At 57.5% G+C, this 25,832-nt stretch carries 18 protein-coding genes; 12 read left to right on the top strand and 6 right to left on the bottom strand.

Annotation, left to right across the window (positions count from 1 at the left end):
- Positions 1-235: 235 nt before the first annotated feature.
- The 3 genes from J3362_RS02720 to J3362_RS02730 all read right to left on the bottom strand — a co-directional run bounded on the left by J3362_RS02720 (position 236) and on the right by J3362_RS02730 (position 4,676).
- The gene (locus tag J3362_RS02720; protein ID WP_349518019.1) at positions 236-1,852 is read right to left on the bottom strand and encodes an acyl-CoA carboxylase subunit beta; all 1,617 of its coding nucleotides are present in this window, start codon (positions 1,850-1,852) and stop codon (positions 236-238) included.
- A 10-nt stretch (positions 1,853-1,862) separates the two neighbouring features.
- Positions 1,863-2,729 (bottom strand): SDR family oxidoreductase, encoded by an 867-nt coding sequence (locus J3362_RS02725; protein ID WP_349518020.1) that lies wholly within the window; start codon positions 2,727-2,729, stop codon positions 1,863-1,865.
- A 150-nt stretch (positions 2,730-2,879) separates the two neighbouring features.
- Positions 2,880-4,676 carry an acyclic terpene utilization AtuA family protein gene (locus J3362_RS02730; protein WP_349518021.1) on the bottom strand — a complete coding sequence of 599 codons (1,797 nt, stop codon included), beginning with the start codon at positions 4,674-4,676 and terminating at the stop codon, positions 2,880-2,882.
- A gap of 106 nt (positions 4,677-4,782) precedes the next feature.
- On the opposite strand from J3362_RS02730, the gene J3362_RS02735 reads away from it, so the two are divergent.
- The 8 genes from J3362_RS02735 to J3362_RS02770 all read left to right on the top strand — a co-directional run bounded on the left by J3362_RS02735 (position 4,783) and on the right by J3362_RS02770 (position 16,972).
- On the top strand, positions 4,783-5,442 hold the full coding sequence (locus J3362_RS02735) for a TetR/AcrR family transcriptional regulator (protein ID WP_349518022.1): 660 nt from the start codon (positions 4,783-4,785) through the stop codon (positions 5,440-5,442).
- Positions 5,443-5,646: 204 nt separating this feature from the next.
- The gene (locus J3362_RS02740) at positions 5,647-6,711 is read left to right on the top strand and encodes a hypothetical protein (RefSeq protein WP_349518023.1); all 1,065 of its coding nucleotides are present in this window, start codon (positions 5,647-5,649) and stop codon (positions 6,709-6,711) included.
- A 58-nt stretch (positions 6,712-6,769) separates the two neighbouring features.
- On the top strand, positions 6,770-7,780 hold the full coding sequence (locus tag J3362_RS02745; RefSeq protein WP_349518024.1) for a putative solute-binding protein: 1,011 nt from the start codon (positions 6,770-6,772) through the stop codon (positions 7,778-7,780).
- A gap of 15 nt (positions 7,781-7,795) precedes the next feature.
- Positions 7,796-9,847, top strand: coding sequence for a TRAP transporter large permease subunit (locus J3362_RS02750; RefSeq protein ID WP_349518025.1), 2,052 nt, complete (start codon positions 7,796-7,798; stop codon positions 9,845-9,847).
- 334 nt (positions 9,848-10,181) lie between these two features.
- A complete protein-coding gene (locus tag J3362_RS02755) occupies positions 10,182-12,614 on the top strand; it encodes a S8 family serine peptidase (RefSeq protein WP_349518026.1) in 2,433 nt (810 codons plus the stop codon).
- The gene (locus J3362_RS02760) at positions 12,611-13,102 is read left to right on the top strand and encodes a protease complex subunit PrcB family protein (RefSeq protein WP_349518027.1); all 492 of its coding nucleotides are present in this window, start codon (positions 12,611-12,613) and stop codon (positions 13,100-13,102) included. Before J3362_RS02755 ends, J3362_RS02760 begins: the two co-directional genes overlap by 4 nt.
- 100 nt (positions 13,103-13,202) lie before the next feature.
- Positions 13,203-15,098 carry a DNA topoisomerase IV subunit B gene (parE, locus tag J3362_RS02765; protein ID WP_349518028.1) on the top strand — a complete coding sequence of 632 codons (1,896 nt, stop codon included), beginning with the start codon at positions 13,203-13,205 and terminating at the stop codon, positions 15,096-15,098.
- A gap of 95 nt (positions 15,099-15,193) precedes the next feature.
- Positions 15,194-16,972: an SLC13 family permease gene (locus J3362_RS02770; RefSeq protein WP_349519239.1), complete on the top strand. Its 1,779-nt coding sequence runs from the start codon at positions 15,194-15,196 to the stop codon at positions 16,970-16,972.
- On the opposite strand, the gene J3362_RS02775 is transcribed toward J3362_RS02770, so the two are convergent.
- A complete protein-coding gene (locus J3362_RS02775; RefSeq protein WP_349518029.1) occupies positions 16,967-18,253 on the bottom strand; it encodes an EAL domain-containing protein in 1,287 nt (428 codons plus the stop codon). The genes J3362_RS02770 and J3362_RS02775 overlap by 6 nt on opposite strands.
- 524 nt (positions 18,254-18,777) lie before the next feature.
- On the opposite strand from J3362_RS02775, the gene J3362_RS02780 reads away from it, so the two are divergent.
- Both J3362_RS02780 and J3362_RS02785 read left to right on the top strand, forming a co-directional pair.
- Positions 18,778-19,323, top strand: coding sequence for a cytochrome b (locus J3362_RS02780; protein ID WP_349518030.1), 546 nt, complete (start codon positions 18,778-18,780; stop codon positions 19,321-19,323).
- Positions 19,324-19,389: 66 nt separating this feature from the next.
- On the top strand, positions 19,390-19,971 hold the full coding sequence (locus J3362_RS02785) for a YceI family protein (RefSeq protein WP_349518031.1): 582 nt from the start codon (positions 19,390-19,392) through the stop codon (positions 19,969-19,971).
- 34 nt (positions 19,972-20,005) lie between these two features.
- Here J3362_RS02785 and J3362_RS02790 read toward each other — a convergent pair whose 3' ends face one another.
- Together J3362_RS02790 and J3362_RS02795 are read right to left on the bottom strand one after the other, a co-directional pair.
- Positions 20,006-21,643: a methyl-accepting chemotaxis protein gene (locus J3362_RS02790; RefSeq protein ID WP_349518032.1), complete on the bottom strand. Its 1,638-nt coding sequence runs from the start codon at positions 21,641-21,643 to the stop codon at positions 20,006-20,008.
- A gap of 125 nt (positions 21,644-21,768) precedes the next feature.
- Positions 21,769-22,011 (bottom strand): hypothetical protein, encoded by a 243-nt coding sequence (locus J3362_RS02795; RefSeq protein WP_349518033.1) that lies wholly within the window; start codon positions 22,009-22,011, stop codon positions 21,769-21,771.
- A 279-nt stretch (positions 22,012-22,290) separates the two neighbouring features.
- On the opposite strand from J3362_RS02795, the gene parC reads away from it, so the two are divergent.
- Positions 22,291-24,600, top strand: a complete 2,310-nt coding sequence (gene parC / locus J3362_RS02800; RefSeq protein ID WP_349518034.1) for a DNA topoisomerase IV subunit A — start codon at positions 22,291-22,293, stop codon at positions 24,598-24,600.
- Positions 24,593-25,825: a phosphoserine phosphatase SerB gene (gene serB, locus J3362_RS02805; protein ID WP_349518035.1), complete on the top strand. Its 1,233-nt coding sequence runs from the start codon at positions 24,593-24,595 to the stop codon at positions 25,823-25,825. The genes parC and serB overlap by 8 nt, the downstream gene beginning before the upstream one ends.
- Positions 25,826-25,832: the final 7 nt, after the last annotated feature.

A 25,832-nucleotide genomic window follows, 5' to 3' on the forward strand; every position in this document is an offset into this window, starting at 1 on the left:
CGACCTACCGTTGTTTTTCGCATGCTGTGGCTGCAAAGCATGCTGACTTAAAGCGTTACCCCTGAATTTCGACGAACCGGTTGGGGCACCCTGTCCAAAAATGTCGACGGCCATGGATGGCCGGCGCCAAGCGCACATGGATGTGCTCGTAGCGGTTTTTGGGCAGGGTGCCCCAACCGGTTCCTCCCGCAATCCAAGCAATCCAAGAGGCGGGCACCACCAAAGCCCAGAAGGCCTAAAGGCGGGCCACCCCAAACGTGTTAGGCCGCAACTCCCGAGCCTCGGCTTCCCGGCAAACGTCGAGAACCAGGGCCAGAACCCGCCGGGTATCCCGTGGATCAATCAACCCGTCATCCCATAGCCGTGCGGTGCCGAAAAGAGCCGTTGAACCTTCCTCCAGTTTCTTCGCCGTGGCCTGCTCCAGAAAATCCAGTGTCTTCGGATCCGGCTCCATACCGCCACGTCGCTGCTTGTCCTCGGCCACGATGCGCATCACTTTGCCCGCCTGCGCCGGGCCCATAACCGCGGTTCGGCTGTTGGGCCATGCAAAGATGAACCTCGGGTCCAGACCCCGCCCGCACATGGCGTAGTTACCTGCACCATAGGAACCGCCGATGACAATTGCGACCTTTGGCACCCGACAGTTGGCCACAGCCTGGATCATTTTCGAGCCGTGTTTGATGATGCCGTTCTGCTCCGAATGAGTGCCCACCATGAAACCGGTGGTGTTGTGCAGAAACAAAAGGGGCGTTCCGGCCTGGTCGCAGAGCTGGATGAACTGGGCGGCCTTGGCGGATCCAGCCGGGGTGATCGGGCCGTTGTTGCCGATGATGCCGACTGAATGACCTTCAATTCGGATGGTGCCGCAGACGGTCTGGTCGTCGAACTCGTTCTTGAAGTCCATGAACTTTGAACTGTCGGCAATGCGGGCGAGGATTTCGCGCACATCGTAGGGCTTTTTGGAATCCGCCGGGATGACACCCAACAGCTCCTCGGCCGGGTAGAGTGGCTCCTCCCATTGAAGTTCGCGCCGGGGTGGCAGCTGCTCGTTCCAGGGCAGGGCTTCGAGGATGTTTCTGGCCTGACGGATGCCGTCGGCATCGTCTTCGGCCAGGTATTCTGCCGTTCCTGCCACAGTGGCATGCATCTCCGCGCCGCCAAGTTCCTCATCGGTGGCAACTTCGCCGGTTGCTGCCTTCAGCAGTGGTGGGCCGGCCAGGAACATCTTGGCTTGTTCGCGCACCACTATCACGTAGTCGGATAGACCCGGCTGATAGGCGCCCCCGGCGGTGGCGTTGCCGTGGACAACGGTGACCTGAGGAATACCGGCAGCGGACATCCGCGCCTGATTGGCAAAGCCCCGGGCGCCGAGCACGAAAATATCGGTGGCGTAGTTCAGGTTGGCGCCGCCGCTCTCGGAAAGGGATACCACAGGCAGCTTGTTTTCCATGGCGATCTGCTGCAGGCGCAGCGTCTTGTCCAGGCCGGCCGGGGTAATGGTGCCGCCTTTGATGGCGCTGTTGCTGGCAACGACGAGGCAACGGATACCGCTGACATAGCCAATACCGGCGATGATCCCGCCGCCGGCCTGGCTGCCGTCTTTGTCGTCGTGCATCTTGTAGCCGGCGAGGGAACAAAGTTCCAGGAACGGCGTTCCGCGGTCCAGCAACCGGTTGATGCGGTCCCGTGGCAGCAGCTTTCCTCGCTTCGTGAACTTCTCCCGTGCGGCCTCTGCCAAATCCAGAACTTTCTGCTCAACGTCCCGGAACGTGGTGATATGAGCCTCCATGGCTTCTGCGTTGGCGCGGAAGTCCTCGGACTGGGAGCTTGCTGTGGAATCAATTGCCTGCATGTGCCGCTCCTCAGTCGTCGCTCAAAACTTTCGGGGTGATGGCCCGGTGAAAGCCGTTGTAGGGTTCGTTGTTCTTGGCCTTCGGCATCGGCCAGACCCGGCCGCCCTGGGAGGCGCCACCGTCGATCCGAAGGCAATCGCCACTAATAAATGCCGCGCCGGGGCTTAGCAGAAAGCAGATCGCGGAACTGACTTCGGACTCGGTACCCATCCGCTTGATGGGCACATTGTCGCCAAGGCTGCGGATCCACTGCTTCATGTGCTCGGGGTAATTGTCCATGCCGCTGGAGGCGATCCAGCCCGGAGCAACAGCGTTCACCCGAACACCCGATGCGCCCCATTCAACCGCCGCCGTCTGGGTGAAATTGACCATGCCCGCACGAGCCGCTCCGGAGTGACCCATGCCGGGCATACCACCCCACATATCGGCCACGATATTGACGATAGCGCCCCCGGTTTTTGACAGCGCCTGGGTATAGGATTCCCGCGCCATCAGGAAGCCACCGGTCAGATTGGTTCGAACCACCGTCTCCCAGCCCTTCTGGTTGATCCCGGTCAGCGGCGCCTGGAACTGCCCGCCGGCATTGTTCACCAAACCATTCAGGCCTCCGTGTTCGGCAATGATCGCCTTCACCGTGGCCTTTACCGACTCCTCTTCCCGGATATCACAGACGTGAGCGGACGCAATGCCGCCGTCCTCGGTGATCTCTGCTTTCACAGATTCCACTTTCTCGGCCTTGCGACCGACCAGGGCAACGCGCGCGCCGAGGGCAGCGAGTTCATGGGCCGTGCAGCGCCCAATACCAGAACCGCCGCCGGTAACAATAAACACCTGGCCCTTAAACAAGTCGGGATGAAACACAGACTGATAGCTCATAGTAACGAAGACCCTTTCAAAGTTCGGGCGCTCTGGTTGGTGGCGCGTTTCGGGACTGTGAGCAGCAAGGATGCTGCGATCAAGCCTACATGGATGTATTCACGGCGTGTCCCGGAACGCGCTATCAACCAGAGTGCATGCACCAATAAATCAATCTTTAACCAGACCAGAAGGAACAGGCACCGGAAACTCCAATAGCTGCTGCGCAAACGCCTTTCCCTGGGGATCAATCCGCAGGCTGGCCACGCCACCGCCGCCAAGGCTGTGCTCCAGCAGGAAATTGATGGCTTGCAGCCCGGGCATGGCCCAGCGGGTCACCCGGCCGGTTTCCGGATTCAGGGTATGGGCCATCCAGTCCGCAACCGCCGCTTCAGTCAGTGCGGTTTCAATGAACGGCAGAAATTCCGGTTTGCGGGCGATCACGCCAATGTTGGTGTGGTCGCCCTTGTCACCGCTGCGGGCCCAGGCAAGCTTCACCAGCGGCACAGTGGTGTCCGTGTCGTCTGTCTCGTGTGTGAACGACTGGGGCTGGAGGTCGCTTTTATCGAAACCGCCGCTTGTCTCAACCTCAATGGTTTGCCGCTCGCCGCCCAGATCCACGGACACATCGACTTCCGTTTTCGGCACCAGGCATGAATACAACCTGATCTTTGGCCACACGGTCGGCCGGCCACCCACAATCCCGGTGATGCCCGGTGCCATACCCGTGGCTGCCTGGGCAATCTCGCGGGAAAACAGTACAAGGGCCTCTTTCTTGGGATGGGCGGTGCTGATCTTGACCACCACTTCGCGGCAATCCTCGCCACGGCCATGAGCACCGTAGGTCGTTTCCGTACCCAAAAGCTCAATACTGGTTTCGCTGTAATCAGGCAGGCCACGTTCGCTGAACATGCGTGAGGTCTTGGCCAGAATGGCCTGTGCGACAGTCTGGGCCTTGGCCCTGGCATTCATGCCTGCCAGCAGGAAGGTAACCGTGCACTTGAAACCATCCGGCCAGGTGCCCGATACCTTGTAGCTGTCGGTGGGTGGCAGCCCCCGTGCGCCCCGCACCTGTACACGGTCTTTACCGGTTTCATCCAGCTCTACACCGGTGAAATCGCAGGTAACGTCAGGCAGCAGGTAGGCCCTTGGGTCACCGATTTCGTAGACCAGCTGTTCCGCAACTGTGCCACGACTAACCAGCCCGCCGGTGTCTCCGGGCTTGGTGATAAAAAAGTCGCCGTTGGCACTCACTTCGGCTATCGGGAATCCCATGTTGGCGTAGCCGCCAGCTACCGCTTCCCAGTCTGTGAAGTTGCCGCCGGTGGACTGGGCACCGCACTCGAGCAGATGCCCGGCCAGGCTGCCCTGGGCCAGTTTGTCGTAGTCTTGCCAGCTCCAGCCGAACTCGTGCACCAGCGGTGCCAATACCAGGGCACTGTCCGCCACCCGGCCGGTAATAACGATGTCCGCGCCCTGTTCCAGAGCCGCAACCAGACCTGGCGCTCCCAGATAGGCATTCAGGCTGACCATCATTGCCGGCATCGGTTGGCCGGAACCCATCTCCTTGACGCCCATATCTGCGAGATTTTTCTTTTTCATCAGAAGGTCGTCGCCCAGAACCAGGGCGATCTTCATGTCCACGCCGGCTTTTTCACAGAGAGCCTGAAGGGCGTCACGACAGGCCACCGGGTTGACGCCGCCGGCGTTGGCCAGCACCCGAATGCCCTTTTCCTTGATGTCTCCGAGCAAGGGGCCCATGACGGTCTGTACGAAATCCCGTGCATACCCCTGGGACGGGTCCTTCATTTTCTGGCCCGCCATGATCGACATGGTGATTTCGGCCAGATAATCGGCTACCAGATAGTCGATATTGCCCTTGTGGACGAGCTGCGCGGCAGCCGTTTCCGTGTCGCCCCAGAAGGCGGCGGAGCATCCGATGCGAACAGTGTTGGGGGATTCAGCCATCTTCCTGTGCCCTGTAAATGATTGCTGATTGAAAACGGGAGCGGTGGCGGTTTTGCCACACGATGGAGATGACAATACCAAGCAAGCGCTTGGTTTGTAAACAGGCATGTTTCAGGTAGAATTAAAGGCCTCTTATGCCAACCGGGTAGCCGTAGTGAGCCAGAACCAGATCCTCGAGTCCCTGATAGCAGAAAACCTTGTGTCAGACCCCAAAGGCGCTCGCGGCCGTCTGCTCACAGAGGCTGCACGGCTTTTCCGGGAAAAAGGCTACGAGCGCACTACAGTTCGTGATCTTGCCGCTGCCGTGGGTATTCAGTCCGGCAGCCTGTTCCACCACTTTCGAACCAAGGAAGAGATCCTCAAGGCAGTGATGGTAGAAACCATCCGGCTGAACACCGCGCTGATGCAGGCGGCTCTGGAGGCCGCCGATACCAGCAGGCAGAAGCTTCGTGGACTGATCCGCGCGGAACTTGAATCTATCAATGGCCAGACCGGCGAAGCGATGGCAGTCCTGGTATTTGAATGGCGGAGTCTGTCGGCCCCGTCCCAGGGCGAAGTGCTGGAACTTCGGGACATCTACGAGAAACTGTGGCTGGATGTGCTGGAATCATTGAAGCGCGAGGGCGCGCTGGAGGCGGATCCCTTCGTTGTTCGACGGATGTTGACTGGCGCTCTCAGCTGGACCGTAACCTGGTACAAACCGGAGCGGGGAGGGCTGACACTGGATGGCCTGACCGATCAGGTAATGGCAATGATGGCTCTGTAAGCGGATTGGCGTTTTCAAAAGTCATTGTTTTATATCAATAATATTCTGGCAAAATCCTTTCCTTCCGGGCCATTGGCCCGATCGGCATAACAAAATCGGCATTCGAGCCATTTTTGTAGGACAGTTTTCACCGCATTCTTGCACCCGTTGACAAAAACCGAGTTCAGATCGGGCAAACAAAAACAACGTGATGCAGGGTGAAATATGATCTCCTCTCTGGCAAAGCTCGGACCGCATGTCTTTGCGGCTCGCCTCAAAGCTCTCTCGCTGGCAGCCGTTGCCATACTCACAGGTTGCTCGGCCAACCCCATCTACACCACCACCGGCGTTGTGCTCTCCAATTATTCGGAGGGCGAAGCCACGCCCTACGTGTTGCAGATGTCCGACACCCAGATGGCGTGTGCGCTGGGCGAGGGCGTGGATCCGCTGCTCTATTCCTTCTCGCGGGTCACCGATGCACCTGACACCACCGGCTCCCTGTTGATGCTTCTGGCAGGCAATTGTGCTGAGTACAAGGCCTGGGAGGCTGAGCTCGCCTATCTCAGAGCGGATTATGAGGGCGATTTGGAAGCGGCAAAGGACGCCAGGGAAGTGGCAAAGCGATTGAATGCGCTGACCGCGAAACGCCGGTATGCCTCCTTCAAACGAGCAATGGCCGCCTACGAGTTTGATCCCGCTGCTGAACCCCTTGAGTGCCCCTTTCTGTTCACCGAACAGGACGAAATTACCTTCCTGCTGGGCCTGCTGACCGGTATGCAGGCAATCGTAAACGATGCCAATTCCGGCGCCATGGCCGGAGTCCCCAGGAACATCGCTCCCCAGGCCGAGCGTGCCGCTACCTGTCTGGACAATGAAAAGTGGGGTGGTATGCCGAACGCCATCCGTGCCCTGGTCTGGCTGCTGCTGCCCGACACCCGTCCGGCTCTGGCGCCGGACCCCTGGCAGGTGCTTGAGCACAGCCGGGAACTGGGGGTTGAAAAAGGCATGCGGGTTCCGCACGCGCTTCAAGCGGTCGCCGCTGAAACCTTTGGTCGCCCGGAAAAGCTTGAGCAAGCCATCGCCAGTTTCGCCGAGGCCGATGCAACTATGGAGGTCTGGGACGAGTACCGTCTGGTGGATGAAGTCGCGGCGGGCGTGGTGCGCTTTTCCTCTGACAAACACTGGACCGCCAATTACGGCTACCGCACGCCGCAATCCTTCTTCGGCAGGATGAGCCCCGAGCGGCAAACCGAAAATGTCGAAACCATGAATCTTGACGACCTGCTGTAAGGCAGGTTGCCGACATCCTCTGAAAACTGACAAACACAAGAATGACCCGGAGGTCGATATGATCCGCAAATCCCTCGCTGCCATGGCCTTTGTGGCCGCCGCTCCGCTGGCATCGGCACAGTCTGTTTCCATGTGCGTGTTCGATGTGATCGGCGCCAATGGGGACTTCTACAACTTCGTCAAAGACTATGCGCTTGAGATGAAGGGCCACGGCGTGGATTTCGAGCTTAAACCCTATACCGATGAGGGCGTGGCGATCGGTGATTTTAACGCCGGACAATGCGATGCCGTTGCCGCCACGGACATTCGGATTCGTCCATTCAACAAGTTCACGGGCAGCATCAGCGCTGTGGGAGCGCTGCCCACCTACGACAACCTGAAAACCTTGTTGGCCACTCTGGCACAAGCGAAAGCCGCGCCACTGATGAAGGATAACGGGTATGAAGTACTCGGAATCATACCGGTGGGTGCCGGCTACCTGTTTGTAAACGATCGCAGTATTGATACCGCCGGTGAGCTGGCCGGCAAGCGAATGGCAACGCTGGACTATCAGAAAGACGCGATTCACATGGTGAACTTCGTCAAGGCCACGGTCGTGCCCTCCGACATCACCAACTTCGCCGGCAAGTTCAACAACGGTTCGGTGGATACCGCTTATGCGCCGGCTTTTGCTTACGAAGCTCTGGAGCTCTACAAGGGCATCGGCGAGAGTGGCGGGGTTGTAGACTATCCGCTGGCACAGCTGACGCTTCAGATGGTTGCCCGTGATGACGTGCTCGACGACGACACCGCCCAGAAAGCCCGGGAAGTTGCCTGGAATATGTTTCCGCAGGCCATGGGGCTGATTGAAGGCCAGGAAGCAGCCATTCCCGAAGAAAAGTGGGTGCGCATTCCTGAAAAAGACATCCGCGGCTATCAGGAAATGTTTCGGGAGAACCGGATCGAGATGCGCGATGGCCTGAACGGTGCGCCGGATGTGTATCACCCGAAAATGATGGGGCTGCTCAGCAAGATCCGCTGTGCCAGTAACCCTGCTGCTGCCGAGTGCACCGCGGGCAACCGCGAATAACAGGGCGGAATCATCATGAACTGGCGAGCAATCACCGCTCCGGCCGCACGGACTCTCTACCCCGTACATCGTGTGTATGGGGCCGTTCTGCTGCTCCTGCTGCTGTTCACCCTGCTGCTGGGAATGGGCAACTCGCTCCATTCCCGGTTGCTCTGGGTCGGAGAACAGACCTGGCCGAACTATTATCTGCTGAATCCCGATGCGACAGAGCCGTCCTGTCAGTTGGAAATGGATATAGATGCCGAAGTGGCTCGCCGGGTGGCCAATTACAAGCCCGACCCCGATGATCTGTTCAGCTCACCGCCCAATCCCGATGCCATCCGTAAATCGCTGCAGAGCAATCTGGAACTCTGCCAGCAGCAATACGATGTCTATGAACAGAACCTGGCCAATGCCACGCCAGCCCTTGAGGTGTTCAAGACGGTAGAGCAGGGACTTGCGAACTTCCTGCTGGAGAACATTGGGCTTACCAAGTACCTGTTCATTGCGATGTTCGCGATGGCTGCGGCAATCGCTGCGCTGGACACCGACCACATAGCGTTGCGCCTGCCCCGCAATCGAGCCGAATGGCGGCTGAGCCAAGGTGTGCAGTTTGTGGTTAATGGTCTGATGGTGCTGTCGCTGAACGCATACCTGGGCAAGCTGGCCACGTCGCCGGGTTCGGACGGTACGATGAGCCTTCAATATGCCTGGGGCGGGGTCTTCGGCCTCTTCATGGTGATCAATGCAGTGCGTTTCCTGAACGTTCCGGAACGTATCCGCCCCGGCGGTCTTTCCGCCTCGTCCGGTCTGGTGATTCCTCTGTACTGTGCCATGGGCCTGATCGCCATGAGCTATTTCTTCCTGGTAGACGGGTATGCCTCGGGCCTGGCGATCTACTTCGGAATGATGTCCAACCTGTCATCCATGTTCATCAATATCGGCCTTTACGTGCTGGTGGGCATGATGCTGAAGCAGACCAGGATTCCCGAGCTCCTGCTCAATCTCATCAAACCTTTTAATCTGCCAGCGCCGATGCTGGCTTCGGTGATCATTTTCGCAACGGCGTTTCCGACCGCGTTCACCGGCGCATCGGGCATTTTCATCCTGGCCGTGGGTGGTGTTGTGTATGACGAGCTGCGCCGGGCCGGGGCAGGGCGGCAGCTTTCCCTGGCAACGACCGCCATGTCGGGAAGCCTTGGCGTGGTTCTCAACCCATGCCTGCTGATCGTTGTTGTGGCGGCTCTCAATAAGGAAGTGACAACCACTGAGATGTACAGCTGGGGTTTCTGGGTCTTCATCATGTCGGCAACGCTGTTTTCACTGATTGTCTGCAAGACCCAGGGAAACTGGAAGCCTCGTCCGGCGCCCGGCGCTTTCCGTGCGGCTCTCTCGGAAAGCCGGGCCCTGCTGCCTTATGTGGCCGTGGCAGCTCTGGTTATCCTGTCGATCTGGGTTGTTCTCGGCTTGAAGTTCAACGAGTACAGCGCTCCTTTGATACTGCCGCTGGTCATGCTAGCCCTGGTGTTGCTGGATTCCGGCCGGAGTAGTGGGGAGCAGGGCCAGACCCGTTCCCAGGTGTTCTGGGCACGCAGCTCGGCCGCTGCCAGCGATTCGGCAGTGCACATTGGCGCGTTGCTGGCTTTGATCGGGTTTTCCATCTGTCTCGGGGGAATCCTGGAGCGCTCCGATATCGTTCATGCGCTCTTTCCGGAGGACCTGACCAGTCCCTGGGTCGCCATGCTGGTCATCGTCGTGATGCTCACAGTAATAGGCATGGTCATGGACCCGTTCGGCGCGGTAATCCTGGTGTCGGCCACCATTGCCCAGCCGGCGATCCAGCTGGGTATTGATCCGCTGCACTTCTGGATTGTCTGCCTGGTGGCATTCGAGCTCGGTTACCTGAGCCCGCCAGTGGCGCTGAACCACTTGCTCACCCGCCAGGTGGTGGGCGAGACCGAAGTGCTGGCCGCCGAGCGCACGGGTACCTTCTGGCATCGCTATGAACGACTGCTGCTGCCTCTGGCCGTTATGGGGCCCACACTCTTGTTCGTGGCCTTTGTGCCGATGCTGTTCTATGCGTTGTAATGTTGAAGTGAGATAAAGAGAGCCGTCTGAGGGAAACTTCGGGCGGCTTTTTTGCGTCTGAAATACAAGAGTAAACGTAGTTTCAACAGACACTGACACAGCCGGCAAGTGACTATAAGCTACTCTCACTTGTGGTGAATTTCGGGTGGTTTCTATTCATATGATTATTCAAAGTCGCTGCAGACACCTTCTGTTGGCCGCAGGCATAGCCTTTTTGACCGGCTGCGGAGGTGGGGGCGGTGACGCCAGTTCCGACCCCTTGCCGGTAGCACCGGGCAGCCCGCTCGCGGGCCAAATAAATATTGAGGCTGGTAGTCGAATAGATCAGGACACCATGGACGAGCTGGGTTTGTCTGGCGCGCAACCGGCAACCAGTCCGCAGTCTCTGCCACTTAACTTTGTTCTTGCTGGCTATGTCAGTGGTGATTCGGGCAGTTACGAGGCCATCAGCGGGCAAATCTTCAGTTACAGTGCAGACGCTTCTGATCAGTTTTTAGTGCCTCTTGCGCCCGGTGAAGTCGTCCGATTGGTCAGTCTTGGTAGCCGCGCGGGCAATCCCCAACTCACGCTCACATTGTTGGATGGATCCGGGATGCCGCCCTCGGCGACAACGGACCGAGAGTCAGATCCCGCCGAAGTCACGCTTGGCGATGGCTTTTCCGAAGACGATTATCTGCTGGAGGTCGAGGCCACCGGCAGTCTTCCAGCACGGTATGTTCTGGTGAAAGCGTCAACTGGACAGCTTGGCTCGTTCAGCCTCGATTGGCCGGCCCATGAGTTCATGCCTGGAGAAGCTATTGTCAGAATGAACAGTGCAGGCTCTCCGGGGCTATCCGCTCAGTCGGCCACGCCAGGGAGGCATCTGGGTAACGAGGACTGGCTGATCAAAATGCCTTTGAAAGCTGTGGCTGCCAGTACCGAGGCTACGAAAACCGAAACCCTCGATTGGATCAGAGGGTTACGCAAGCGAACCGATATCGCTTCTGTATCACCCAATTACCTGTTTTCAAGCGCCAACACACCGGTTGGCGAGGAATTGTATGGTCTTCAATGGCACTACGATCTCATAAACGGTCCCGAAGCCTGGCAATTGGCACCGGACGGAGGTGCCGGGATCTCGGTGGCGGTCCTGGATAGCGGGCTCTTTAGCCCTGATCCGGCAAGCCGAAGCTGGCATCCGGACCTGGAAGACAATGTGCTCCCGGGCCGTGATTTCGTGGACGGCGATGATTTTCCCCAGGATCCGGGCAGTAGCGTTGCTGCCAGTGTCTTTCATGGCACCCACGTGGCTGGCACTATTGGTGCTGTGCTCAATGGCCAGGGCATCGGCGGTGTCGCTTTTGGAGGGCGTATTCTGCCGGTCAGGGTGCTTGGCGAGGGTGGAACCGGGTCTTCGGACGACCTTATTAACGCGATTCGTTGGGTTACCGGGGAGGCTGACGGCGTTGCCGCGAGAGCTCAGGTGGTAAACCTAAGCCTCGGTGGTCTGCCCGAAATTGCCCAGTTGGAGGCTGCCATTGAATTCGGCGTCAATGAACGAGATATGCTTTTTGTCGGCGCCGCGGGTAACTCTGCCACTTCGTCACCCTCATACCCGGCCGCGTCGCCCAATGTGCTTGCGGTCAGCTCGGTGGATGCGGGGGGGCAATTGGCATCGTATTCGAATTTTGGCAGCTGGATCGATCTTGCCGGACCAGGCGGCGATGCCAGCCGTGATGGCAACAACGACGGGCGGGCTGATGTAGTCTGGAGTACCAGTGCGGTTGCAGCTGCCAATGGTTTTGAGGCCAGCTATACCGGGCTCCAGGGCACCTCTATGGCAGCACCTCATGTCTCGGGAGTTCTTGCTTTGCTGAAGGCGCAGGATAGCTCGTTGAACTATGAGGGGGTAAGAGCGCTGCTTGAATCCGGCGGGCTAACCGACTTCTCTGGTAGCCGGTCTGACCAGCTTGGCTTTGGCATTCTTGATGCTTCCGGGGCGCTGCAGGCGAATCTGAGTGGCGATATCACTATTCTTTCACCCTCCCCATCCCAAGTGATTCTGGGTTCTGAGACAGGAAGCGAGCAGATTGTCCGCCTGAATCAGATCGGTAACGGTGGGATTAGCAACGTTAGCATTTCTGATGCACCTCCGTGGTTTACGGTAACCCGCAGCGACACAGACAGTACAATCACGCTCAATGTTGCGCTGGTTGACTCAGCCATTGAAGAAAACGTTGCGTATCGCGATGTGATACGCGTTGACTACCAGGCTGGCGGTGAACTCCGGTCTCTGGATATTCCCGTTGTGGCCCAAGTACTCTCAGATGAATTTGCGAGGACTGCCGGGGTCCATTTCGTGCTCCTCGTGAACACGACCCCGGTAAACGGGTTTTATGAAGCAGAGGCACAACTGGCGGTCGAGCCGGAAAATGGGCATTACACTTTCCGGTTTGAGTCGGATGATGGCGTGGAACCCAAACGGTTGAGTGAAGTTCCACCGGGTTCCTATTACCTCGTTGCGGGCACCGATATCGATGGAGACGGGATCATTTGCCAGTCTGGCGAGGCCTGTGCGGAATACCCGATAGCCGGGCTTCGAGAAATCATCACCATTGAAGATGGTCAATCGCTGGAGGAAGTGATAATGACCACCAGTTTCTCACGACCGACCATCTCAGCGTCAACTCCGGATATCCTGCCTCGACCAGGCTTTTCCGGTTACCGCCTGCTCGAAGCCGGTGACCGCAGAGAGTCGCTCGGGTATACGAGGAAAACGACGCGATGAGCTTATCGAATTCGGTGGTGATAACAGCTTTTCTGGTTCTGATTCTGACAGCTTGCACATCTCCCGCAAGGAATGCCTCCTCGGCACCATTGGCTCGCCAGATTACCCAGTCGCCGTATTGCGGTCTGAGCGGGCCGGGCCTGGCTTATGTGAAATCGTCCGACGAACTCGACAGGTTCCTGGGCGTGGCCGGACAGAACCTGACTATAGAGGCGATCAGAAGCGTCAGCTTTGATCGGGAGCATTTGGTGTTTGTGACTCTTGGTCAACAGCCAACGGCCGGTTTCAGTGTTGGTCTCCGGGACGCCCATGCAACTGGTGATACGCTTCTCCTGGAAATGGCGGTTATAACCCCTGAGCCCGATGCGATGGTCGCACAGGTTATTACCACACCCTGTGCCGTGCTGGCGGTTTCCAAAGACAAATGGCAAAGGCTTGAAGTAACTGGGCTTTCGGATCGACCTCTGAAAAAAGTTGTGGGCAACTGAGTGTGGTCGCTGGACAGACAAAACAACCGTTGATCTTTCCTCACGAATCCCTAAGCTATGGCTCAGCTTTTCATATCAATCGCGGAGTCAGTTCCTGCCCATGAGCCAGCAACAATATAACGCCGATGCCATTGAAGTACTGAGCGGCCTGGATCCGGTGCGTAAGCGGCCGGGGATGTATACAGACACCAGTCGGCCCAATCACCTGGCGCAGGAAGTGATCGACAACAGTGTGGATGAGGCGCTGGCAGGGCACGCCAAACGCATCGACGTGGTGTTGTACAGTGATGGCTCTCTGAGCGTTGAGGACGACGGCCGGGGCATGCCGGTGGACCTTCACAAGGAAGAAGGCCTGTCAGGGGTAGAACTCATCCTGACCCGACTCCACGCTGGCGGCAAGTTTTCTCAGGGCAACTACAATTTTTCCGGTGGCCTTCACGGGGTAGGCGTTTCCGTTGTCAACGCGCTGTCTACTCACCTGGAAGTGACCATCAAGCGCGACGGCCAGCTGCATCGGATAACGTTCGCCAATGGTGAGAAGGCCTCAGAGCTGGAAGTTATCGATACCGTCGGCAAGCGCAATACCGGTACCCGCCTGAAGTTCACGCCCGATGTGAGCTATTTTGATAGCCCCAATTTTTCGGTCAGCCGGCTTCGCCATAACCTGAGGGCAAAAGCGGTCCTGTGTCCCGGCCTCACGGTGACGTTCCTGCAGGAAAAAACCGGCGAGAAAGATGAGTGGTTCTACGAGGACGGCTTGCGTGATTACCTGAGGACCGCGCTGGCGGATATCGAGGCGGTGCCACTGGAGCCGTTTACCGGCAGCTTCTCTGGTAACAAGGAAGCAGTGGATTGGGCGATCCAGTGGCTGCCGGAAGGCGGCGAAGCCATCATGGAAAGCTACGTCAACCTTATCCCGACTGCCCAGGGCGGCACCCATGTTAACGGGCTACGAACTGGCCTGCTGGAAGCCATGCGCGAGTTCTGTGAGTTCCGCAACCTGTTACCCCGTGGCGTAAAGCTTTCTCCTGACGATATCTGGGAGCGGGCAGCCTATGTTCTGTCCTTCAAGATGCAGGAGCCCCAGTTCTCGGGGCAGACCAAGGAGCGTCTTTCCTCACGGGAGGCGGCGGCCTTTATCTCCGGCGTGGTCAAGGATGCTTTCAGCCTGTGGCTCAATCAGCATACCGATGTAGCTGAGGCGCTGGCGGAACTCTTCATCAGCAATGCTCAGCGCCGGCTGCGAGCCAGCAAAAAGGTGGCCCGTAAGAAAGTCACCTCGGGCCCCGCGCTTCCGGGCAAGCTGGCGGACTGTTCTGGCGGCGATACTGCCCGGTCCGAGCTGTTCCTGGTAGAAGGTGATTCTGCAGGCGGTTCTGCCAAGCAGGCCCGGGACCGGGAATTTCAGGCGGTGATGCCGCTTCGGGGGAAAATCCTCAATACCTGGGAGGTCGATTCTGGCGAGATCCTGGCGTCCCAGGAAGTTCACGATATTGCCGTTGCCATTGGTGTAGATCCCGGTTCTGACCAGTTGGATGGCCTTCGGTACAACAAGATCTGCATCCTCGCTGATGCGGACTCGGATGGCCTTCACATTGCCACGCTGCTGTGCGCGTTGTTCGTAAAACACTTCCGCCCTGTGGTTGCCGCAGGCCATGTGTTCGTTGCCATGCCACCGCTGTATCGGGTAGATCTGGGCAAGGAAACCTTCTACGCCCTGGATGAGCATGAAAAGCAGGGCATTATCGACCGTATTGCCGCGGAGAAGCGCAAGGGCAAGATTTCGGTGACCCGCTTCAAGGGTCTGGGTGAGATGAACCCGCTTCAGCTGCGTGAGACCACCATGGCCCCGGACACCCGTCGCCTGGTCATGCTGACCATTGAAGACGGTGATGATACCGATAGCCGCATGGATATGTTATTGGGTAAAAAGCGTGCATCCGATCGAAGGGCGTGGCTCGAGACCTACGGCAACATGGCAGACATCGAAGTTTAATATTCTATAAGGTGCTATAAACAGCATCCTTTATTCTTTCTCTGTATTCCTTAAACTCGTTATCCTGCCAGTTTTCTGATCGGGAAGAACCGTTGATGGACTGGCAGGGCTGGTTTGCGCTGGGCCTCGCAGGCACCGCGCTGATACTGATGAGTGCAGGGCGATTTGCGCCCCATCTGGTGATGATGGGTGTGCTCGTGGTGCTCAGTGCCAGCGGGATTGTGTCCGCGGACCAGGCACTTGCCGGGTTCAGTAACAGTGGTCTGATCACCGTGGTTGCCATGTTTGTGGTGGCTGCAGGCATTCATCATTCCGGCGGTGTCGATCTGCTGGTGCATCATTTGCTTCGCAATCCCAAGACCGTCCGTTCTGCCCAGGCACGGATTGCCCTCCCGGTATCCCTTCTCAGTGGTTTTCTCAACAACACCCCGGTTGTCGCCACCATGATTCCGGCGGTGCATGCCTGGTCCCGGAAGATCGGTATCTCACCGTCCAAATTGATGATTCCCCTGAGCTATTCCGCCATTCTCGGGGGTACCCTGACGCTGATCGGCACCAGTACCAATCTGGTCGTAAACGGCCAGTATCAGCAGCTAACCGGCGAAGCGGGCTTCTCCATTTTCTCGATTACGGCGGTCGGGCTGCCAGTGGCGGTCATTGGTGTGGCGGCTTTGCTGCTGGTTATGCCCCGGGTGCTTCCGGATCGTAAGGATCAGCAGAAATTTGGCTCCATGAGGGAATTTACCCTGGAGGTAGCGGTGTCGTTCGACGGACCGCTGGTGGGCAAAACTGTTGGTGAAGCCGGGCTTCGGGAGCTTGAGCGATTGTATCTGGTCGAGATCGAACGCGATGGCAGCGTGGTAACAGCGGTGCCCTCGGAAGAGCGGCTTCGGGGTGGCGATCGTCTGGTGTTTGCCGGTGATACCCAGGCCATTTCCGACCTCCTTCGGATAAACGGTATCGTCCCGTCAGTCCATGAAGACGAGCCGAGTTTGAGTAAGGATCGGGCGGAACGGCGTCTGGTTGAGGCGGCATTATCACCCCAGTCCGATGTGTTGGGCCTCACCATCCGCGACGCCCGGTTCCGGGACCGTTACGGTGCTGTCGTGTTGGCCGTTGCCAGGGGTGGGGAGCGTGTTTCCGGCAACCTGGGGAATATCCGACTTAAACCCGGTGATGTGCTACTTCTCGAAGCTCGCCCCGCGTTTGTCAGCCGACAGCGCTATAACAAGGACTTCCTGCTCATTAATGACCTGGAAACCGAGACACCCCGGCATGATCGGGCGTGGCTGTCCTGGGGAATCCTGTTGGTGCTGGTGGGTCTCGCTGCCTGTGGCACCCTGAGTATGCTTAACGCGGCCCTGCTGGGCGCTGCAGGAATGATTCTGACTGGCTGCTGCTCGGTGGGCCAGGCCCAGAAGTCCGTGGATGTGCCGGTGATCCTTACCATTGCGGCCTCCTTTGCCATGGGCGCGGCTCTGGAACAGACCGGCGCGGCAGGCTTTGTGGCTGCAGGCATCCTTGAATTCAGTCAGGGCGACGTGCTGTTAACAATCCTGCTGGTTTATCTCGTGGTGTCGGTCCTGACCGAGGTTATTACCAACAATGCGGCGGCGGTCCTGGTCATTCCCATCGTTCTGTCGATGACGAACAGTATGGGCGTGGCCGCCGAGCCGTTTGTGATTGCGGTGATGATGGCCGCCTCCGCCAGCTTTGCCACGCCGCTTGGGTATCAGACCAACATGATGGTATTCGGGCCTGGTGGTTACCGGTTCAGTGATTTCGTGCGGGTCGGTTTACCCATGAACGTGTTTGTTGGTGCCGTTACCGTTGTTGTTATTGCCGTGGTCTACGACATCACTCCCGGTCTATGAGCGCTGTTCGGTCGGGTTGGCGAGAATGTCGCAGCACAGCACCTGAAGCTTGCCGTCCTGATAGTACCCCAGTGACAGGGTCACGCACATATAGGCTCCGGTAACGCAGAGGTAGGGGGCAGTTACGTGCAGGCTTTCCGGTTGGGCCAAGGCCTGGCGAAGATACTGTTGACGGTACCAGTCAGCACTGCTGGTGCTCTCCAGGGGTTTGAAACGCGGGTCCATACTGCGTGTACCCGCATCGGAAACCAGGGTGTCGTCCATCTGAACGCCCTTGTCGTCGACCAGGTAGCAGCGGGAAACGGCCGGGTGGTTCAACAATTCCAGACAGGATTGCTGCATGCTCATCCCGCTGCGAAGCTTCGTGATGGCGTGGTCGAAAAAGCCACTGAAAAAGTCCACCAATTGCCGGGTCGGGTCCAGGGTAACCTGGTTGCGGGTCTTGTATTCCTGCAACAGATGATCGAAATCGGCGGGTGCGTGGGTCAGTTGGTCGAGGTCTGTGCTCGGTCTGCGGAAATAGAAGCCCTGAACGAAATCCACGCCCGCATCGATCGCAATCATTGCCTGATCCCGGGTTTCAACACCTTCCAGAAGAACCAGGCAGCCGGACTGGTGCAGCAGTGACACGATGCCGTTCAGAATCTGGCGTGCCTTGTGATCGTCTGTCGCACGGGTAAGCAGTTTCCGATCCAGCTTCACAATGTCGGGTGACAGGTTCCAGATTCGCTCGAAATTGGAGTGGCCGGCGCCGAAATCATCAATGGCCGTCAGACAGCCCAGTTTCTTGTAGTAGGCAACCGTTTCCCGAAGCCTTTCGGCGTCGTCTGTGGGTTGCTCAACAATTTCCATGACAATCCGGTGCGGAGGTAGGCCGGTTTTGGCCAGAAGCTCTCCGAAGAAAGAATCGGCCTGGCTGCCGCTGGTTACCACCTGCGGCGAAACATTCAGGAACAGCCAGTTCAGCTGATCGCGGATGCCGCTGTAATTACGTATGTGCAGAGAGCGGCAAAGGCGGTCAAGGAGAAGGTTCTCCGCCTCGGAGGCCGGTAGCTGGAACAGGTGCAGCGGCAGTACCGCGGAGTTATCCGTATCAAAGGCCCGGATCAGGGCCTCATAGCCGACGATACGCTTGTGTGAAATGCTATAAATCGGCTGGAGCGCTGTTCTCAACGTCAGTCCGCGAAAATCTGCGGTCCATGTGTCACCGTCCCTGTTCAGCATAGGAGACAACAGGTCCACTTCCGGAGCTGTCAGCTTTTCAGGGAGTCGTTTCGACATAGATGATTCTGGTTGATTTAACGAACGCATCAGTCGCCCCAGTTTGGCGTCTGAACTGTCATTTATCAGTACAGGTTTCGCTAAAAAATCGCGAAGTTTCTGATAGTTGGAAGGAAGATTGCCAAAAAAACGCGTTTATTACCACTGTTTCATGTAGAAACTGGAAACGGTTTGTATCTTTGGCGGTCTGCAAAAGGCAAGGAGGGAGGAGAGCCCAGCGGTCCGGGCGGACCGCCAGAGAATCAGTTATTACTGGGTACAACCACGCTTTCGTCGAATTCGAGTTCCATGTCCTGTCCTCTCGGTCAATGAGGCCCCAGACGGGGCATTCAAGTATGGGTCAATTCTATCGTTGCTATAATTTTGAACAATCCGTAAAACCCCTATGCGACCAAAGGCAAAAGCCCGGGCGAATGGTCAGAATTTCTGATGTAGCGCTGCAAAAGATTTTGATTTTTTTCACACAACCAAGTTTCTAGACTTGGCCTCAACGATGTAACCAAGGAACAGGGTGAATTTTCATCATGCAAATCAGGAATACCTCAGCCAACTACGGTCTTGTAACCATCGTGAATCACTGGGTGGTTGCCCTGGCTGTTTTCGGCCTGTTCGGGCTCGGCTTCTGGATGGTGGATTTGTCCTATTACGATGACTGGTACCGCCGCGGTCCGGATATTCATCGAAGCATTGGCATACTGCTGTTTTTATTGATGCTTTTTCGGGTGGTTTGGAGAGCGGTGAATGTTTCGCCTGATCCGCTGGATGGGCACAAGCGCTGGGAGATTCGAAGCGCCCATGCGGCCCACCTTCTCCTGTACGTGCTGATTTTCGTCGCCATGATCAGCGGCTACCTGATATCGACCGCCGACGGGTCTTCCATCAGCGTGTTCGGCTGGTTTGAAGTGCCATCGGCCACTGGCCAGATAAAGGGAATGGAGGACACCGCCGGAACCGTCCACTACTGGTCCACCTGGGCAATTGTCGGTCTTGCCGCCATTCACGCGGCTGGCGCCTTCAAACATCATCTGCTTGATCGCGACCGCACATTACGGCGTATGTTAGGGAAGTGACTGGCCGGCCGTTTATTTATCGTCTTACGCCCGGACGTCGGGCACCAATGCAACAAGGAGATAACCATGAAAAAAGTTCTGCTTGCCTCGGCCGTGTCGATGGCGCTTGTAGGTGCAGTCAATGCCAACGAACACAGCGGCACCTATGCGTTTGATAAAAAGGGCGCCCATCAGTTCATAACCTTCAAGATTTCTCATCTTGGCTACAGCTGGCTTTACGGTCGCTTCAACGATTTCGACGGCGAATTCGTGTACGACGCCGAGAACCCGGAGAACAGCACCGTTAACGTCACGATTGATACCGCCAGCGTGGATTCCAATCACGCCGAGCGGGACAAGCATCTGCGCAGTGAAGATTTCCTGTACGTTGACGAGTTTACTGAGGCAACCTTCAAGAGCAAGCGCGTTGTTCTGGATGAGGAAGGTGAGGCCGACATCATCGGCGACCTGACCCTCCGTGGTGTGACCAAAGAAGTGACCCTTGACGCTGAAATGCTGGGCCACGGGGAAGACCCCTGGGGTGGTTACCGCATGGGTTTTGAAGCTGAAACCGAGCTTCGCCTTACAGACTTCGGCATCCCGATGGATCTTGGAAAGGCCTCCGAGACCGTCGAGATCATTATTTCTGTCGAGGGTATCCGACAGTAATACTGGCTGACCCTGCCACTGTCAGATTCCGGGCCTAGACCCGGAATCTGCCGGTCTGACTTTCCAGTTCTCTCGCATAGCCTTCCAGAGACTCACTGATTCCGTCGATATCCCTCGACCGGCTCGCGCTCTCTGTGGCCAGATCGTTGATCTCGGTGATACTGCGGTTGATCTCATCCACGACCTGAGTCTGTTCCTCGGTGGCAGACGCGACACTGGTATTCACGTCAGCAATATTTGCCATGGCTTCAAGAATGGCTTTGAGCTCAGACTCCGCATCGGTGGCCAGCTTCTCGGTTTCGCTCGCCTCTTTGCTGCCCGTTTCCATCACCGACACGATGTCGGCAACGCCAGCCTGCAACGTCGTGATCATTTTTTGAATATCTTCCGTCGACTGGCCGGTCCGTTGCGCGAGGGTCCTCACTTCATCGGCAACCACAGCAAAGCCACGTCCCTGCTCGCCGGCTCGCGCCGCCTCAATGGCAGCATTCAATGCCAGCAGGTTGGTCTGTTCTGCGATGCCCCTGATAACGTCCAGCACGGATGTGATGTTGTCGGAATCGTCAGAAAGCTTCCGGATAACCTCCACAGCTTTTGAAATCTGTGCGGCCAACCGGTGCACCTGCTCTGAGGAGCTGCGTATAATTCGTGCGCCGTTCTTGCCCTTTTCTTCGGCGTCGCGGGTAATCTCCGCCGCTTTTGAGGCATTACCGGCAACCTCTTCGATCGCACTCTGCATTTCGTTGATGGCTGTAGCGACCATTGAAATGGAGTCTGTCTGTCGAGTCACGCCATCATTGTTGTCCTTCGCCGCCCGGGCGAGATCTGTAGCTCCGGTGCCAAGCTCCCGGGTCAACTGCTGGATGGAGCCAATCATGGACTGCAGGTTCTCCAGAACCAGGTTGAAACTTTTCGCGAGTTTGCCCAGGTCATCATCCATCTCCACAGGAATCCGTTGCGTCAGATCGCCTTCTCCCTGGGCAATATTGTCCAGTTGATCCCGAAGCGCCGTGATAGAGCCGATGATCATTTTCAGGAATACAGCAAACAGCCCAATACTGATCAGGATAGCGACGGCTGTGATCAGCAGGATAGTGACCGAGCTGCTCTGGCCCTCCGAAGAGGCTTCACCAGCGCGAATCTGGGCACGGGCATCGGCGTGAGCGCCGACCTCGTCGAAGTAATTTCTGAGATTGTCGAAGAGGTTGTTGGTTTCATTGGCTGCCAGGGCTCTTGCCTGCTCCGGGTCCCCTGTTTCTGCGAGCTCAAGAACCCGTTGGGCGGATCCCAGCCAGCGCTCATAGGCAGCATCGAATCCGCGAGCAACGTCGGAGACGCCCGTACCCTCAAGCCTGCCAACTGCTGTGTTGAATCGTTCCAGGGCCTGGCCGGCATTCTCGTCAAAACTGGCCAGGTAATTCTCACCTTCTTCATTGTTGGACTGGGCGTCCACATAGGCCATCTGGGCAACCAGCGCCTGGTAGAGATCCCGGTCGCCGTTAAGGATTTCGCTGACGGAAGGCAGATAGGTGTCGGCAATATTGTCAGTGTCGGATACCAGGTTTCGGACAGTACTGACGGCGAACAGTCCGATAATAACCAGGGCGACAGCTGTGATAGCGAAAGGCAAAGCAATTTTTACCCGGAGTCCCAGGCGCTTACCAAAATCCATACGTCTCTCCCGCGTTGCCAGAATGGCTTAGTGCCAATATAGCACCGGGAGGGCGATTGATTTGAGAAACAGTTGGGTAATTGCTCCCGGTCAATGAAAAGTGGCTCGCCGGGAGCGTGGACAGGCTACCTGGAAGGGTCAGGTGATTCCCGGTGGGTGTCACCGGATCGGCAAAGGTGCCTCTGGCGCCAGAACTGTCCCGCGAAAATAACGACCCAGATCAGTAACCCCGCCCAGAGATAGGTCTCGGGAATCTGGAAACTGCCGCTGATTGCAAACTCAACCAGTAGCATCAGCGTCACCGCCAGAACCGCATTTACCAAGGCTGTAACCATGGCTTGCCCGCAGGCTTTGATGTTGGGTTTCATAGTGTTCCGCTTGTTAGAGAAGTAAAACGGTCTTCTATTCACTGAACGGGAGAATACGGCCCACCTTACGGACTCTCCATGCGGGAATTCCGCTATTGGAATCAGGCGCCTGTGCAAGTGCGTGACCGTTTTGGCCAATAAATCCGCCGGTTGTTGGTGTATCGGCGCCGTGCTCCATATAATGTCCGCTCCTGTTTCGGCGTTGATTATTCGCGGCCCGGCAAGCAGGATCACGGACACTATTCACATCAGGCAACACAGGCAATCAAAGAGGCATCCATGCCAGAGTTTCAGACAACGGATGAAGGTTTCGAGCGGGTTGCGCTCCGGGATTACACGGAAAAGGCCTATCTCGATTATTCCATGTACGTCATTCTTGACCGGGCGCTTCCCAATGTCGGCGATGGCCTGAAACCGGTTCAGCGGCGAATTGTCTATGCCATGTCCGAGTTGGGGCTGAAATCCACCTCGAAGTACAAGAAGTCGGCCCGTACCGTGGGTGATGTGCTTGGTAAATTTCATCCCCATGGTGACAGCGCCTGTTATGAGGCCATGGTGCTCATGGCCCAGCCTTTTTCCTACCGCTACCCTCTTGTAGACGGGCAGGGGAACTGGGGCTCCCCGGACGATCCCAAGTCCTTTGCCGCCATGCGTTACACCGAATCCCGCCTGGCGCCGTTTGCGGAAGTTCTGCTGGGAGAGCTGGGGCAGGGAACGGTGGACTGGGTGCCCAACTTTGATGGCACCATGGATGAGCCGTCAGTGCTTCCGGCCCGGTTGCCCCACGTACTGCTTAATGGCACCACCGGTATTGCAGTTGGTATGGCCACGGATATCCCGCCGCATAACGTACGGGAAGTCACCGCAGCCTGCATACGCCTGCTGGACCAGCCGGAGTCGACGGTTGATGAGCTCTGCGAGCACATCAAGGGCCCGGATTTTCCGACCCAGGCTGAAATCATTACCCCCCGCAAAGATATTCGGCAGATGTACGAAACCGGTCGCGGGTCGCTGCGGATGCGTGCCCGCTGGATCCGGGAGAGTGGTGAGATCGTGGTTACGGATCTGCCGCACCAGGTCTCTGGCAACCGGGTTCTGGAGCAGATTGCCCATCAGATGCAGACCAAGAAGCTACCGATGGTGGCGGACCTTCGTGATGAATCTGATCATGAAAACCCGACCCGCCTGGTGATCGTGCCCCGGTCCAACCGGGTTGATCTGGATGGTTTGATGGCGCACCTATTTGCCAGTACCGATCTGGAGAAGACCTATCGGGTCAACATCAATGTGATTGGCAACGATGGCAGGCCGGGCGTGAAGGGTTTACACCAGATCCTCACCGAATGGCTGACCTTCCGTCGCACCACCGTGATTCGCCGGCTCCAGCATCGTCTGGACAAGGTCCTTGCCCGCCTGCATATCCTGGAAGGCTTGCTGATCGCCTATCTCAATATTGATGAAGTGATCGAGATCATCCGTACCGAAGACAAACCCAAGGCCGAGCTGATGGCCCGTTTCGGGTTGTCCGCCGATCAGGCCGAAGCCATCCTCGAACTGAAGCTGCGTCACCTGGCCAAGCTTGAGGAAATGAAAATCCGGGGCGAGCAGGATGAGCTCGCGGCTGAACGGGATGAGCTCCAATCCATTCTGGGTTCCGAGGATCGCCTGCGCGAACTGATCAAGAGCGAGATGCAAGCGGATGCCGAGACCTTTGGTGATGACCGTCGCTCACCGATCGTCGAGCGTGAGGAGGCCAAGGCATTCAGTGAAGTGGACCTGATCTCAAACGACCCAGTCACGGTTGTGCTGTCTGAAAAAGGCTGGGTTCGCGCCGCCAAGGGGCATGACATTGAGCCGGAAGGCCTGAGTTATAAAGCCGGTGACCGTTTCTCCCTCGCGGCCCGGGGGCGGAACAACCAACAGGCGATATTCCTGGATTCTACCGGGCGCGCCTATTCCTTGATGGCGCACAGTTTTCCATCTGCCAGAGGTCAGGGCGAGCCGCTGACCGGGCGCATCAACCCGCCCTCCGGTGCCAGCTTCTCAGGCCTGTTGATGGGAGACCCGTCCCGTAAGGCGTTACTGGTTACCGACGGTGGCTACGGGTTTGTTACGTCGCTAAACGACATGATCAGCAAGAACCGCAATGGCAAGGCAGTAGTCAGTGTTCCCAAGGGGGCCAGGATCATGCCTCCGGTGACCATACCGACGACCGAGAAAACGCTGTATCTGGGGGCGGTATCCAACGAGGGACGAATGCTGGTTTTCCCGCTCAGCGAATTGCCGGAGCTTGCCAAGGGCAAGGGCAACAAGATCATCAGCATTCCGTCTGCCCGGGTGCAGAACCGTGAAGAGTATGTGGTGTCCGTTGCCGTCTTTGCCGAGGATGACCAGCTGGAAATACGGGCCGGCAAGCGCAAGATGGGGTTGCAGTTCGCGGACCTCGAGCACTACCTCGGAGAGCGGGGGCGCCGTGGCCACAAGCTGCCAAGGGGGCTGCAACGGGTTGATGGCATTGACGTGATTCCTTCGGCCGCCCGGGCGCAGGAAGAAGCGGGCTCTGACAGCGAGGGTGCCGATAGTGAGTGAACTGGTACTGATTAACGTCTCCGGGCGTGACAAGCCGGGCCTGACCTCGGAGATCACCGGCATCATGGGGCGCTACGATGTGCGTATCCTGGATATCGGGCAGGCAGTGATCCACGACCACCTGACCTGGGGCATCCTGATCGAGATTCCGGATGAATCCAAATCCTCGCCCGTCATTCGTGACCTGCTGTTTCGGCTACACGCTCTGGATCTGCAGGTCAGGTTCGCGCCGATCACCGTCGAGGAATACCAGTCCTGGGCTGCGGCCCGGAACCGGGCCTGCTACATCGTGACGCTGCTTGCCCGGGATATCAAAGCCGAGCAGATTGCACGGGTTTCCGCCATCACGGCGCGTCATGGTCTGAACATCGATAACATTTCACGGCTGTCTGCCAGGCCCTCCCTGAATGCCGCAGACAATCGTATTGCCTGTGTCGAGTTCTCGGTAAGGGGCACGCCATCAGATCTCGAGAAGCTGCGGGCGGATTTCCTGCATATCGCAGGCGAAATGAATGTGGATATCGCCTTCCAGGAAGATTCCATCTTCCGCCGCAATCGTCGGCTGGTGGTCTTTGACATGGATTCCACGCTGATCGAAGCCGAAGTGATCGACGAGCTGGCCACGGAGGCCGGAGTCGGGGAGCAGGTGGCAGAGATTACCGAAAGGGCCATGCAGGGCGAGCTGGATTTCAGCCAGAGTTTTGCCGAGCGCCTGGCACTTCTGAGGGGCCTGGATGAGTCGGTCCTCGAGGGCATTGCCTCGCGGTTGCGGATGACTGAGGGTGCAGAGCACCTTATCCTCAGTCTCAAAGCGCTGGGATATCGCACCGCAATCCTGTCGGGCGGTTTCACCTACTTTGCCCGCCACCTCCAGCGCAAACTCGGTATCGATTACATCTACGCCAACGAACTCGAGATTGAGGACGGCAAGGTCACGGGCAAGGTTTCCGGGCAGATTGTCGACGGCAAGCGAAAGGCGGAACTGCTTTTGGAAATTGCCGAGAAAGAGCATATTTCCCGGGAGCAGGTTATCGCCGTCGGTGATGGTGCCAATGACCTGCCTATGCTGAGTCAGGCAGGCCTGGGTGTGGCGTTCCGGGCCAAGCCGCTGGTCAAGGAATCAGCGCGTCACGCGATTTCTACGCTGGGCCTGGATGCAATCCTCTATCTGATTGGTTTCCGTGAGAGCGAAACCAACCAGGGTCTGGAAAACGCCGACTTCTGAGCCGTTC

Source organism: Marinobacter sp. NFXS11 (assembly GCF_040148675.1).
Classification (GTDB): Bacteria; Pseudomonadota; Gammaproteobacteria; order Pseudomonadales; family Oleiphilaceae; genus Marinobacter.